This is a genomic window from Streptomyces sp. NPDC006314 (assembly GCF_040613075.1).
Taxonomy (GTDB): Bacteria; Actinomycetota; Actinomycetes; order Streptomycetales; family Streptomycetaceae; genus Streptomyces.
In genome coordinates, this window is the sequence record NZ_JBEXRL010000036.1 from 1 (window position 1) to 12,338 (window position 12,338).

The 12,338-nt window shown below is 69.7% G+C and carries 10 protein-coding genes and 8 pseudogenes; 12 read left to right on the forward strand and 6 right to left on the reverse strand.

From position 1 onward, the window contains the following. Positions 1-49: 49 nt before the first annotated feature. The 3 genes from ABZ079_RS35420 to ABZ079_RS35430 are packed head-to-tail and all read left to right on the forward strand — an operon-like array spanning position 50 to position 2,302. Positions 50-859: a transposase gene (locus ABZ079_RS35420; RefSeq protein ID WP_356943558.1), complete on the forward strand. Its 810-nt coding sequence runs from the start codon at positions 50-52 to the stop codon at positions 857-859. Next, entirely contained in the window at positions 856-1,662 is an 807-nt protein-coding gene (gene istB, locus ABZ079_RS35425) for an IS21-like element helper ATPase IstB (RefSeq protein ID WP_356943559.1), read from the forward strand. The genes ABZ079_RS35420 and istB overlap by 4 nt, the downstream gene beginning before the upstream one ends. A gap of 34 nt (positions 1,663-1,696) precedes the next feature. Next, positions 1,697-2,302 (forward strand): hypothetical protein, encoded by a 606-nt coding sequence (locus ABZ079_RS35430; protein ID WP_356943560.1) that lies wholly within the window; start codon positions 1,697-1,699, stop codon positions 2,300-2,302. Positions 2,303-2,361: 59 nt separating this feature from the next. On the opposite strand, the pseudogene ABZ079_RS35435 reads toward ABZ079_RS35430, so the two are convergent. Continuing rightward, a pseudogene (locus ABZ079_RS35435) lies at positions 2,362-2,691 on the reverse strand (diadenosine tetraphosphate hydrolase); the annotation flags it as partial. Between the two features lie 929 nt (positions 2,692-3,620). Beyond that, a pseudogene (locus ABZ079_RS35440) lies at positions 3,621-4,388 on the reverse strand (helicase associated domain-containing protein); the annotation flags it as partial. 431 nt (positions 4,389-4,819) lie between these two features. Here ABZ079_RS35440 and ABZ079_RS35445 point away from each other — a divergent pair. The 6 genes and pseudogenes from ABZ079_RS35445 to ABZ079_RS35470 form a co-directional block, all read left to right on the forward strand. Next, a pseudogene (locus ABZ079_RS35445) lies at positions 4,820-4,930 on the forward strand (phosphotyrosine protein phosphatase); the annotation flags it as partial. Positions 4,931-4,935: 5 nt separating this feature from the next. Then, a pseudogene (locus tag ABZ079_RS35450) lies at positions 4,936-5,309 on the forward strand (FAD-dependent oxidoreductase); the annotation flags it as partial. Between the two features lie 80 nt (positions 5,310-5,389). Continuing rightward, positions 5,390-5,713: an STAS domain-containing protein gene (locus ABZ079_RS35455; protein ID WP_356943561.1), complete on the forward strand. Its 324-nt coding sequence runs from the start codon at positions 5,390-5,392 to the stop codon at positions 5,711-5,713. A gap of 455 nt (positions 5,714-6,168) precedes the next feature. Continuing rightward, positions 6,169-6,391: pseudogene (locus ABZ079_RS35460) on the forward strand (HD domain-containing protein); the annotation flags it as partial. A 428-nt stretch (positions 6,392-6,819) separates the two neighbouring features. After that, positions 6,820-7,818, forward strand: a complete 999-nt coding sequence (locus ABZ079_RS35465) for an inorganic phosphate transporter (protein WP_356943583.1) — start codon at positions 6,820-6,822, stop codon at positions 7,816-7,818. Positions 7,819-7,837: 19 nt separating this feature from the next. After that, complete coding sequence (locus tag ABZ079_RS35470) at positions 7,838-8,440, forward strand: hypothetical protein (RefSeq protein ID WP_356943562.1); 603 nt, start codon at positions 7,838-7,840, stop codon at positions 8,438-8,440. 340 nt (positions 8,441-8,780) lie between these two features. On the opposite strand, the gene ABZ079_RS35475 is transcribed toward ABZ079_RS35470, so the two are convergent. Then, on the reverse strand, positions 8,781-9,326 hold the full coding sequence (locus ABZ079_RS35475) for an HNH endonuclease family protein (protein WP_356943584.1): 546 nt from the start codon (positions 9,324-9,326) through the stop codon (positions 8,781-8,783). 53 nt (positions 9,327-9,379) lie between these two features. On the opposite strand from ABZ079_RS35475, the pseudogene ABZ079_RS35480 reads away from it, so the two are divergent. Both ABZ079_RS35480 and ABZ079_RS35485 read left to right on the forward strand, forming a co-directional pair. Next, a pseudogene (locus ABZ079_RS35480) lies at positions 9,380-10,119 on the forward strand (helicase associated domain-containing protein); the annotation flags it as partial. Positions 10,120-10,367: 248 nt separating this feature from the next. Beyond that, on the forward strand, positions 10,368-10,625 hold the full coding sequence (locus tag ABZ079_RS35485; protein WP_356943563.1) for a hypothetical protein: 258 nt from the start codon (positions 10,368-10,370) through the stop codon (positions 10,623-10,625). 145 nt (positions 10,626-10,770) lie between these two features. Here ABZ079_RS35485 and ABZ079_RS35490 read toward each other — a convergent pair whose 3' ends face one another. Both ABZ079_RS35490 and ABZ079_RS35495 read right to left on the reverse strand, forming a co-directional pair. Further along, positions 10,771-11,103 carry a hypothetical protein gene (locus tag ABZ079_RS35490; protein ID WP_356943585.1) on the reverse strand — a complete coding sequence of 111 codons (333 nt, stop codon included), beginning with the start codon at positions 11,101-11,103 and terminating at the stop codon, positions 10,771-10,773. Between the two features lie 141 nt (positions 11,104-11,244). Beyond that, positions 11,245-11,349: pseudogene (locus tag ABZ079_RS35495) on the reverse strand (tyrosine-type recombinase/integrase); the annotation flags it as partial. A gap of 12 nt (positions 11,350-11,361) precedes the next feature. On the opposite strand from ABZ079_RS35495, the pseudogene ABZ079_RS35500 reads away from it, so the two are divergent. Next, a pseudogene (locus ABZ079_RS35500) lies at positions 11,362-11,836 on the forward strand (transposase); the annotation flags it as partial. 9 nt (positions 11,837-11,845) lie between these two features. Here the strand turns inward: ABZ079_RS35500 and ABZ079_RS35505 are convergent. After that, positions 11,846-12,325, reverse strand: a complete 480-nt coding sequence (locus tag ABZ079_RS35505; RefSeq protein ID WP_356943564.1) for a DUF3291 domain-containing protein — start codon at positions 12,323-12,325, stop codon at positions 11,846-11,848. Between the last annotated feature and the right edge of the window lie 13 nt (positions 12,326-12,338).

Here is a 12,338-nt window from a genome sequence, read left to right on the forward strand (position 1 = left end):
GAGGACTTCCCGCACCTGGTCCAGGCCCTGGACGAGGTGATGCGCAAGCTTGGCGAGACCGCACGGCGGTGGCCTCGACCGGATGGCGACGGTCTGTTATCCCTCCAGCGGGCAGATGACTGCGGCGTTCGCCGCGGTCGCGAAGTACTACGGAGCCGGAGTGGACATCTGCCCGCCCCGCCGCGGCAACCGCAAGCGCGTGGTGGAGAAGGCCAACCACTCGGCCGCGCAACGCTGGTGGCACACGGTTCCCGACGGGCTGAGCGTCGTCCAGGCCCAGTCCGGTGTCGACAAGCTCGCCATCCGGATGGACGAGCGGCGCCGCCGCATCGACGGCGTGGTGACGACGGTCGGTGAACTCGCGGCAGTAGAGCCGCTGTTGGACATCCCGGTGCGGCCCTTCCCGGCCGAGCTGGAGGTCGAGCGCACGGTCAGTGCACAGAGCCTGGTGCAGTTCGACGGCAACTTCTACTCCGTTCCGCCGGGCCTGCCCGGGGTCCAGGTCAAGGTGCTGCACCGCGTGGGCGAGGACGACCTGCGGGTCGCGACCGCGGGCCGCGTGGTGATCGCCCAGCACCGCCGGGCCCCGCGTGGCGCCGGGCAGACCGTCCGCGACGACGGCCACGTCATCGCCCTGGAGCGGGCGGTGCTGGCGTCGTTCTCCGACCGGGCCCCGTGCAAGAACAAGGTCCGCAAGCCGCTGTCGGAGGCCGCTCTCGCGGAAGCCGAGCGCCTGCGCGGGCAGACCGTGGCCGGCAATCCGGCCGAGCGGGTCGTGATCGACCTGTCCCACTATGCCGCCGTGGCCGACCGGCTGCGGAGTGTTCCCCCATCGACGAAGGAGGAGAACCCGGAGTGAGTACGTCGCCCATGCAGATGAGCGAAGCACGCCGCTTCCAGCAGCTGCGAGGCCACCTGTCCTACCTCAAACTCAACGACGCCGCTGAGGCGTTGAACCGGGTCTTGGACCAGGCCCGCACCGAGCGGATTTCGCTGACCGCGGCCCTGGAGAGGCTGCTGGAGATCGAGGTCGAGGCCACCGAAGCCCGTCGGCTTGCCGCCCGGCTCCGTTTCGCCTGCCTGCCCGAACCGTGGACTCTCAACGACTTCGACTTCGCCGCCCAGCCGGGCGTCGATGAGAAACTCATCCGCGACCTGGCCACCCTGCGCTTCCTCGACGACGCCTCCAACGTCCTGCTCGTCGGCCCGCCCGGCGTCGGCAAGACCATGCTCGCGGTCGCCCTGGCCCGCGCAGCGGTCGAGGCCGGAAACCGCGTCTACTTCACCACCGCAGCCGAACTGGCCGCCAAGTGCCACAAGGCTGCACTCGAAGGCCGCTGGAAGACCTGCATGAACTTCTTCGCCGGACCGAAACTGGTCATCGACGAACTCGGCTACCTCCCCCTGCCCGAAGACGGGGCATCCGCCCTGTTCCAGGTGATCAACCAGCGGTATCTGAAATCCTCGACGATCTTGACGACGAACGTCGGGATCGCCGACTGGGCGGGTGCCTTCGGCGACGCCACGGTCGCGGCCGCGATGCTCGACCGGCTCCTGCACCGGGCCGCGGTCGCCGGCATCGACGGCCCTTCCTACCGGCTTCGCGGCCACCAGAACCAGGCCGAGGCCCTCCGAGCTGGGGTGAACGCCCGTGTCTCCTGACAACGCCCCCGACACCACCGAGGTCACGTCCGAGATGGCCCGCCGCTGCCCGGTCTGCGAGACCGCCTTCACCGTCGCCACCGCCACCAGCCGCCAGGTCTTCTGCTCACCCACCTGCAAGGAGACCAACCGCCAGAGCAAACCCGTCCAGCAGACCTGTCCCGTCTGCGAGCACGAGTTCACCACCACCGCGGGCCGCAAGCACATCTACTGCACTGAAGAGTGCCGCATCGCCGCCCGCACCAGCGAAGACATCCGGGAAAAGCGCACCTGTCCGGTCTGTGACGATCCCTCCGAAACCCTGAAGACCACCCGCCAGATCTACTGTTCACCGACCTGCCGCAAGGATGCTGAACGCAGACGCGACCAGGCTCGCGACGAAGACCGGGCACGTCGGCTCGGAGAGACCGCAAGCCTGCCCTCGCTGCCGGAGCTGCCACCACAACCCAAACGCGTCAGCCGACCCTCATCACGCCAATCCGCCCTGGAACGGGACCCGTTGGAGCCGACCGCGACCCGCAACTGTCCGCACTGCCAGCAGCCGGTCACCATCGTCGCGCTTCTGGCGACCCCGGAAGCGGCCCGCCCCACCGTCCCCACGGCCATCCCCGACATCGTTCCGCTGCGAAGGACTCCTTAAGGTCCACTGACCGTCATTGATCACCGGGCCCGCCGACCTGACGGTCGGCGGCCCCCCTGTCAGGCCATCGAACGCAACCGGTCCAGTTCGCTGCCGATGGCATCCCGCAGCACATCGTGCTGCGAGCCGAGCTTGAACTGCTCATCACTCCACCGGTCACGCGGATACAGCCACACCGGCTTGCCCACCAGCTCGGCCGGCTCCCACTCGAACCGCGGCCAGACATGGGCATGCAGGAACGGGTCCGTGTTGCCGAGGATCTCCAGATTGACCCGGCGGAAATCGGGGTCCAGCCGCCGACAGACCCGCTCAACCGCTTCTCCGAGCTGGTCCATGCCGGAGAGAAACGACAGCCGCTTGGCCCTCGGCAGGTCAGACAGCCGTTGAACACCCGCACCCGCGCCTCACTCAAGGCCCCCGTGACCGCGGCGTCGGCCAGCGCCGACGTGTGCGGGAAGCGGTCCGCCAGCGCCAGCGCGTCGAATACCGCACGCCTCATGCCGGCCACCGACGGGCGCACCGGTACTGGCACCCACGTCACCTTCCAGCCCGGGGGCACTTCGCTGAGCGCCATCCGCACGGCGGCGGTCTTGCCCCGGCTCGGGTCGCCGAACAGACACACCGCGCCCTGGGTCGCCATCGCCCGCCCGACCGCCTCGGCCACGGCCCGCACCGACGACGTCCGCACCAGCTGCGCTCCCGCCGGCAACGCCACGCCTGCCAGTCGTTCTCCCCCACCGGCAAGCTCCCGGTCGCCTCTGGTACGAGACGCGGCAGTCGGCGCGCAGCCACTTTCGCCGCGCCTCCCTCACTCGGTCCGGCCAGGGCGAGGTCAGCCAGTGCCTGCCGCATTTGTTGTTCTTCCCGCTCCCGCCGCGCCACCGCGCGGTCCGGCAGGACCCTGCCGGCCTGAAGGTCCCGGCGCACCGCCCGGTGCAACGACGCCAGGGAGGGCACCTCGCCCCCGGCCGCCTTCATATGCCGGTGCAGCGCCGCAACGTTCCCGCCCGCCTGAACCAGTGCCTTCCACATCTGGTCGGACAACTCCAGCCGGGCCCGCGGCCTGCGCTCGACACGGCCCTCCGTCCGCGCCGCATCCAGCGAGCGCCACACCGTGCGCACATTCACCCCGCCGACCTGGGCGCCCGCACGCACATGCGCCGTGGTCAACGCCCCAGCCGCCTCGAGCTCAAGCAGCCGCGCAACCAGCACCGGTCTGGACACCCCTCAACCCCGCCGTGACCTCACCCCACGCGCCCGGCTCCCCCACCCCGCCCCCTTCCGCCCGCGCAAGACCGACACGGTCGAGCACTCAGGCCGACGTTGTCTTCACCGGCAGACCCTGCGCCTGCCGTTGCTCGACCTCCATGCCCCGGCGGGCGGCGGCCCGCGCGTTCTTCAGAAACAGCCCTACGCGGTATCCCTTGTAGGTGGCGTCCGTCGGGGCCAGGAGGTGGCCCCCTTCGGCGACCCACCCGCAGGCGGCGGCGAGGCCTTCTTCCCAGGCGACGTCGTAGTCTGACCAGACCATGCCCAGTTTCTCCAGCTGCGCGATGCGGTCGGCGTCCAGACGGCCGCGGGCGTAGAACCTCCTGGTATCGGCGACCCACTGCCCAAGCGGGAACCCCACGAGCGAGGCCGGCCACCCCTCCGCTTCCACCTCCTTGTCGTCGCGGCCGGGCACGCGGTACGTGAACGGCACCTTGAGGTCCCCGTGGAGCCGTTGGTAGAGGGTGGCGGCTTCGATGCCGCGCCGCCAGTGCTGATGCTCAGGGTGGAGCACCCGCAGGTTGATGAACGCCGCCAGTTGAGCAGGGTCACGAGGCGTGCTGAACTTCAGTAGCTCCCGGGCCGGTACCGATAGCCGGGTGCTTCGGTCACCCTCACCAGCCTCGCCTTCCTCGCCCCATGAGCGGCTCTGTACGCCTCTGACACGGCTGCGCGCTTGGGGCTCAGCCAGTGCCTCCGCGACGCGGGCGTCGTGCGCGCGGAGAGCTTCCAAGAGCCTGGCCAGGCCAGCGAACGCCCCGCTGGTGAGCAGGTTGTCCGCCGTCTCCCCGGGCCCGAGCAGGACAGGGACGACCAGCTGCGATGTGCCGGTTTGGTGTCAGTGGGTGGGTGTCAGTGACGGCACATCAGAGCTGGGTGTTTTCGATGGTCGGGCGTTGAGGACGGGCGGGGTCACTGTCGTGGGGCGGTTTCTGTAGCGGTGCGGCTGTCGTGTGGGCGGTACACCCCGCTCCGTTCCACTGTCTTGAGAACGGCACTTCTGAGGGCTGCGCGGCGGCACGGTGGTGGAGATCGACCCCGCCTGGTGCCCGGCCTGGCCGATGGAGTGGCAGCGCGCTTTCCACCTCATCCGGCAGCGCCTGGAAGCCGGCGGCACCCTGCCCACGACGCCGGGCATGGTTGTGCACCAGGGCGAGGACCTCGGGCGATGGGTACGTGCACAGCGGCTCGGCTGGGACAAGCTCACCACCGTCCAGCAGCGGATGCTGGAGCACATCCTCGGCACTACTCGAGGACCCGGCCGGCAAGGGCGTCGAGTCGGTGCGCCCCATCCGCGACGAGATCAAGACCCGCATCGAGGCCCTGATCGCCGAGATCGACGCCAAGCAGGACGCGTGAGCAGCGTGACCGGCAGAGACGACGTACGCGCGGTCATCGTCATCGGCTCCGGCCCCGCCGGATACACCGCCGCCCTCTTCACCGCCCGCCCTTCGCTGAAGCCGCTGGTCTTCGAAGGCGCGGTCACGGCGGGCGGCGCGCTGGTGCAGACGACCGAGGTGGAGAACTTCCCCGGCTTCCGCGACGGCATCATGGGCCCAGAGCTGATGGACAACATGCGCGCCCAGGCCGAGCGGTTCGGCGCCGAACTCGTCCCCGACGAAATCACCTCGGCTCACCTCACCGGCGCCGTCAAGACCGTGACGACAGCGCGGGCACCGTGTACCGGGCGAAGGCCGTGATCGTGGCGACCGGCTCGCAGCATCGCAAGCTGGGCCTGCACATGCCCCCACGTCACGCGCTTGATACCCCCCAGCCTGGGGTGTGATGGGCTCGACCCCCGGAAACGAGGGGCGAACCATGAACGACCTCACCCTCACCACGCAACAGCACTCCGACCGCACCGTCATCACCGTGGCCGGGGAGATAGATCTCGCCTCGTGCCCCGCTCTCGAAGACGCGACCCTGGTCATCCCCCTCGATGGCAAAACCTTGCACCTGGAGATGTCCGGGGTGTCCTTCATGGACTCCACCGGCCTGAACCTCCTGCTCAAGCTGCGCCGCCGCCTTCTGGCCGAGGGCGGCCAACTCCTCATCACCGGCCTGCAGACCCAGACCGCGAGCGTGCTGCGCCTGACCGAGACCGACACGCTGCTGACCCCCGACGCCGCACAGGCCGCCTGACCGCTCGGAGCCCCTTAGAGCGGCAGCCATAGCGCCGGGCCCCCTGGCGGTGCCGTCTTGACGACGCGGGCACGGCCCGGGTGCGCGCAGTCCTTCGGGGCGGGGCAGGCTATCGGGCCGAGCGGCCGCTAGGTGCCGGCGCTGATCCGACCACCGCCGGACGACGCGTTCATGCGGGACCGGACCTGTCGGGCTGGGATCCGGTGACCCTGCTGCGGGGCCTGGCCCGCGGACTGCATCTGGCGCCCGGCTACGTCGACCTGTGCGCGCACTCGATGTGGGCGTTGCTGACGGCCTTCCCATGGCTTTCCCAGGCCGCCGGGCCGCTTGCGGGCCCACTGCGCGAGCAGGCCCGCCAGCTCCTGGACGAAGGCAGCGCTGTCGGCGACATCGCGGCGCGAGCTCGCCCACGTCCACTACGTTTTCGATCACAACCGCTGACACCGCAGGACCGCATGGCCGACGAAACCACGAGGGGTACCGCGAACTTCATCTCCCAGATGGGCGTGCTCAAGCGCGTCGCACGGACCGGCTGGTGGTTCACCGGGAACAAAGCCCCCAAATCCGTGGCGGAGCACTCCTTCCGCGTCGGGGTGATTGGGCTCGGTGCTCGCCATGATGGAAGACGCCGACCCGGCCCGGGGCGCCCTGATGTCCCTCTTCCACGACAGCCAGGAGCGCGCCGGTACTCGTGCCCAACCGGACAGCGCCACTGGACCTTGCGCTGTGAGCCGGACCGAACTGGTCGGGTGAAGCGTCGTTGCGCGGGTGCCACTCTGCTACCAAGTCATGCGAGTGCTCGCTGAGGGTTCTTGGCGGGCCGATCCGGCGATCACCGTCTTTCGATCGATCAAGCTCGCCGTCACCTGGTGGACTCCCGGTGTCGCCTTCTCGTGGCGCTGCTGTGGGAGGGGGCGGATACTTGTGGCCGTCGTGGGCTGGACGTGACCGCGTATTGGGTGGCTGCTGCCGGACGTGGCGGTGCGACCGTGTGGGGCGCGGATGTCTGTGCACGGCTCACGCGGTATTTGGCGGCAGGATGGAGTCAGAGCGAGGGCGCCGCAGGGTCCCGGGCTGTCACTGTGCGGGTGAAGGGTGATCCGGCCATGGAGCTGACGTTTGTGGTGCTGATCATTATCGTGGGGCTGACCTTCGATTTCACCAACGGCTTCCACGATGCCGCGAATGCGATCGCCACGTCGATTTCCACCCGGGCGCTCACGCCCCGTATCGCCCTGGCCATGGCCGCTGTCATGAACTTTCTCGGTGCTTTTCTAGGCACGGAGGTCGCCAAGACCGTCGGCAGCGGCATCATCGGTGCGCCGGAGGGGTTGTCGGGACTGCTACTGGTGGTGTGCGCCCTTCTCGGCGCGATCGGCTGGAATGTCTTCACCTGGTGGCGGGGATTGCCGACGTCGTCCTCGCATGCCCTGATCGGTGGGCTGGTGGGGGCTGCGCTGGCGGCCTCGGCGACGGTGCACTGGTCCGGCATCGTGGACAAGGTCCTGCTTCCGATGCTGCTGTCCCCGCTGGTCGGCGTAGCTCTCGGTTACATCGTGCACACGATCATCCTGTGGACGTTCCGCCGCTCCGCCCCGCGCCCGACCACCCGCCGCTTCCGTATGGCGCAGACCGTCTCGGCGGCCGCCATGGGTTTGGGTCACGGGCTGCAGGACGCGCAGAAGACCATGGGCGTCATCGTCCTGGCGCTGGTCACGGCGGGCTGGCAGGAGGACTTCTCCGTACCCGTGTGGGTGATCGCATCCGTGGCCGTGGCGATGGCCGCCGGCACCTACAGCGGAGGCCGCCGCATCATCACCACCCTCGGCCGGCGCATTGTCCACCTCGACCCGCCGCGCGGCTTCGCCGCCGAGACCGCCGCCACGACCGTCCTCTACACCACCGCGTTCGTGTTCAAGGCCCCGATCTCCACCACCCAGACGATCACCGCAGCCATCCTGGGCGCCGGCGCGACCCGGCGCATCTCGGCCGTGCGCTGGCAGGTGGCCCGCTCCATCTTCACCGCGTGGATCCTCACCTTCCCCGGAGCCGGGCTGCCCGCCGCCGCCATCTACCTGATCCTGCACGCCATCACCGGCCTGTGACCCCAGCCGGAGGCCCACCATGCCCACCCCACCCACTCCCCAGCCGGGCCTCCCCGCGCCCGGCCGCTTCACCCATCTGCACCCGGACGACGGCGCCTGCCTGATGGAGACGGCGTCCCTGCTGGGCACCGGCCGCTTCACCGACAGTCCGCCCGGCACCCATCCGGTACTCGCCGCGCTCGCCCGGGCAGTCAACGACGCCGTCGACGACGCCACCCGCCACACCCTGTGGCCGCTGGCCGCCGACCTCGCCGACGCAAACCCCACCGACCGCGCCTACGGCCCGCTGCTGGTCGGCACGGTCGTGGACGCCGCCCGCCGCGTGCAGCCCGACTCCCGGCGCTTGAGAGGCCGCAGCGCGGCGTGCCACGCCCGGGCCCACCGGCTCGCCCCCGCCTGCACCGCAAGCACACCGGCCCGCATTACCGACATGCTGTGGTGGCACGGCCCCGGCCACCACCACCTCGAACACGCCCTGCGTGTCCTGCTCACCGCCCCCGATGCCAACCAGCGCCTGTCCCGGCTCCTCCACCGGGCCGTGACCGAGGCCCGGGGTGGATTTGTCAACGAGAGCGGGCGGCAGATGTTCTCACAAGTTGGGAGTCACAGAGGGGACCCGTAGCGGGGTCCGGCGGGCCGCCGGGACCCCGGCTGTGAGCGGCGTGGAGTCTCGCCGTTGCCGCTGGCGCTTCAGGCACTCGGCTCGATCCGCACCCACTAGCGCCGCCCCACAGCACGGCAACGCGCGATCTGGCAACTACCGGGCGCCGGCACCGGCATGAGCACCAGCAGCGTCAGCGCCTTCGGTCCCAAGGAATACGGCGTCTCCTCCGGCTCCCGCATCGGCGAAACCCTCCCCGGCTGAGGTTTCATGAACACCAGGCTGGCGCCCAGGGGCCTCGCTCGGCCCAGGCGCCAGGGAGCCGACGGACAAACGAGCGGGCGGTCAGGCCGTCGTGGGCCTACTCACCACGGACGGATCGAAAAGGTGGGTTAGCGGGCCGGCGTAACGGTGACGGGAACGTTAGGGCAGTCGTTGAGCGCCTCAGTGAGCGCGGCGTGCTCACCGGTGTCGGTGTCAGGCCCCAGCGATGCTTGTCGGCCACCCAGTCGGACACGTACTGACAGGTGCTGGGGTCTTGGTCGGCCTTGGACCGGTTGGAGGCACCCGAGACCGCGATCAGCGCGCGGTTGTCACCGAGGTCGTTGGCGTAGGCCTCTCGTTCCTTCGTGCTCCAGGCGGAGGCGCCGGAGTCCCAGTCTTCGGCGAGCGGGACCAGGTGGTCGATGCCCAGACTTCCGGACCCCTGGATGTAGCGGTCGTTGTACGGCGAGAAGCCACGCTCTGCGCTGAGCCGGCAGTTCGGGCCCTGCGTCGGGGCGCTGACGGCCTCGTCCTTCAGGGCCTCGGCGCGGGTGTTGCAGCCGTCCTGGTCGGCATCCGGCGGGCGCAGCGGGGCCTGTTCCGCGAAGCGGGGTACGGTGCGGCCGTATACAGCGCTCAGCAGTTCCCGGGTGGTGCGGTGTTCGTCCCGTGGGTCGGCCCAGTCGTCGGGGTTGCATCATCGTGCCGGTCTTCCTCCAGCCCGACGAGGATCCGCAGGACATGGTCGCCTCCGCCAGCTTCCGCCCCTCGTAGCCGTCCTCCAGGGCCTGCGCTTGCACGATGAGCGCCTGGTCGAGCAACTCGCCTCCCGCGCGCTCACCGGCGGCGAGCGCAAGGTGCACATCCGGCGCGGCGAGGACGAGCGAATCGTCGGGGCCGGCGGCGGTAGGGGGCGAAGAGGACCAGGACGACACTGATGGCGCGGCCGACACTGATGGCGCGGCCGATGTCCGCGCTGCTCGACTTCTCCAGCCCGCGCGACGCCGCGACCATCGCGGCCCTTCTCCGTACGCGGGTGTACCGACCGGAGTCGTTGGCGTGGCTGGAGGGCTACGAGGCGCTGCTGTGGTGGCGGAGAGAGAACGGGATCACGGGCCTTTACGCCGTTCCGTAAGACACCGAGGTCGAGATCGGTGTCTCGCTGGGGCGTTGGGCACACCAGGAGCGCAAGACGTGGCGGGCGGGTGAGCTCGATCCGCACCGCAAGGAGCTGCTGGACGTGCCCGAGGCCGGGATGGTGTGGGAGCCGGGCGAGGAAGCGTGGGAAGCCAAGCCCGCCGCCCTCAGGTCGTACCGGCGGGCCACCGGGCACCTCGCCCCCCGCCAGGACACCGTCTGGGGTGAAGGCGAGGCGATGGTGCCCATCGGGCAGCACATGACCAACCTCCGCCGGAAGGGTGCGAGACGGCCTGGGCTAGGAGCCCCAGCGGGCGGAGCAGCGTGCGGCGCAGCTGGCCAGGGCTTGCCGTTGATCTTCCCGGTGACCGGCACTCGCAACGGGCAGTGCCCTGGTTGTGCCGCGGCGACCTCTGCGAGGCAGTGCTGCTTGATGAACCTCGACACCTGGCGGCGGTCGGAGCCGGTGAGAGCGGCGATGTAGGTGGTGGCCATCTGGACCTCGCGCCTCTCTACGCAGGCCGGCAGCGGGTGACCCGCCTGCGCCATGGGCAGCAGCCACTCGTCCAGCGCGGCCCATCCGGTCGGCGAGGCCTTCGTAGCGGCGGCGACGGCGATCAGGCGGCGGCGTTCGGCCCAGGCGGCCAGGATGTCGTCGGCGAAGTCGTCGACGAACCGGATGGCCCAGATCAGCAGGGGACCCGAGAACCCGTGGATCCGGCGGTTCCGTCGCGGCGGCCGGGAGAAAGTCGTCAACTCCTTCGGCGCCCCACAGAGGCCGGGCGATGCGACGGTCGTGCGCTGAGCTGGTCGAACGCCCACAGGTTCGCCAGCCGGACGCAGATGATCGCCGCGGTGTCGCGGCACACCTGGTGCAGACGCTCACGCGCGTAAGTCCGCCATTCCGTTACGGTGCACGCACCCAGGGTGGTGATCTGTCGCTCGTGCAATCAGCGCGCGAGCCGCATCCACTCCAGACAGGTCGCGAACATCTCCGGGGCTCCCGACCGGGACCGGGCCTGGACGCCTCGGGTTTGGAGGTAGGTGGGCCTCAGCTGGCCGTTGAGCAGCAGGGGTTCCGGACAGTTCTTCCAGTGGAGCTTGACCAGGCGGGTGCCGGGATTGTCGATCAGCGGGGCCATGGGCCAGATGGCGTCCTGGTAGCGGGAGTTCGGGTGTGTGTTGCCTGGGCTGATCCACTGGGGCAGCACCACGGGGCTGGCCGGGGCGGGCATGGCCAGCACGTAGGTGTCGGTCTCGGCAGCGGTGCCGACCGTGGTCATGGGGTGAGTTTTCCCTTCACCAAGAGGCGGACCAGGGTGTGGTCCTCGTCGTCGGGCGACGGCGCATACGGCCCGCCCGGATCGGCGACCACCGAAGGCGAGACTGGGCCGGACGTAGGCCATGGTCGCGGCGATGTGCCGGTGGCCCAGGAGCTGCTGGACGGTGAGCAGGTCCATGCCCTGCTCGTAGTGGTGGGTCGCGCAGGCGCGGCGCAGGTCGTACGGGGTGAATCGGTCATCTTCGGGTCGGCCTTCCACGTCCAGGAGGCGGGCCAGGTGTTGGACATGGAGGACGCTGCGGTCGACGGCTCGCACATCCGAGCCCTGAAAGGGGGGCTCACACCGGGCCTTCGCCGGCCGACAGCGGCCGCCGGGGCAGCAAGCACCATCTGATCACCGACCGGCACGGAACACCCCTCGCGGTGTCGTTGACCAGCCTGGTGGGCAGGCCACGCCACCGGCCACGGCGGCTGTTCGCCGACCGCGGCTACGACTACGACAAATACCGGCGGCTCCTCCGCGCTCGCGGCGTCACGCCGAAGATCGCCCGCAAGGGCACCGCCCACGGATCCGGCCTGGCAGGACCAGGTGGGTCGTCGAGCGCACCTTCGCCTGGCTCCACCAGTTCAAACGCCTGCGGATCCGCTACGCGACACGAGCCGACCTCCACCTCGGACTGCTCCAACTCGCCTGCAGCATCATCTGCTTGAGACGACTCCGAACCTCATTCTGAAATGATCAGTTATGAGGCTGTCCTGACAGCCGGTGCCGCGGTCCCCGCCGGGAACGTGGTAGGGAGGGTGAAGGCGTACGGCGTGGGGCCGTGCTCGCGCAGGTGAAGGAGGCGTTGTTCGGCCTCCTCCACCGTCGGGCGGTGGCCGGCCAGGACCCACCACATCGTGGCCATCGCCTCGTCGACCCGTTCGAAGAACTCGTAACGGCGGGACATCATTTGGCGGTGCTGCCCTTGGTACATGAACGCGGTCAGCGCGTTCACGTCCCGCCACACCGACATGTTCACCAGCATCCAGTCGTCGTCGAAGGCCCGCAGGTCCGTGGCGTCATCACCGTAAGCGCTCTTGAGCCGCCAGATGAATCCGTCGGCCTCGTCGGCGACCGCGTTGACGGGGTCGAGCGCGTCCACGAAGGGCTTCATTTCCGCTGAGTCCAGCGGAAACTTGAGGCGGGCGATGTTCACCTGGGCGAGTTCGTGTGCAGTCATGGCAAGGCCCGGC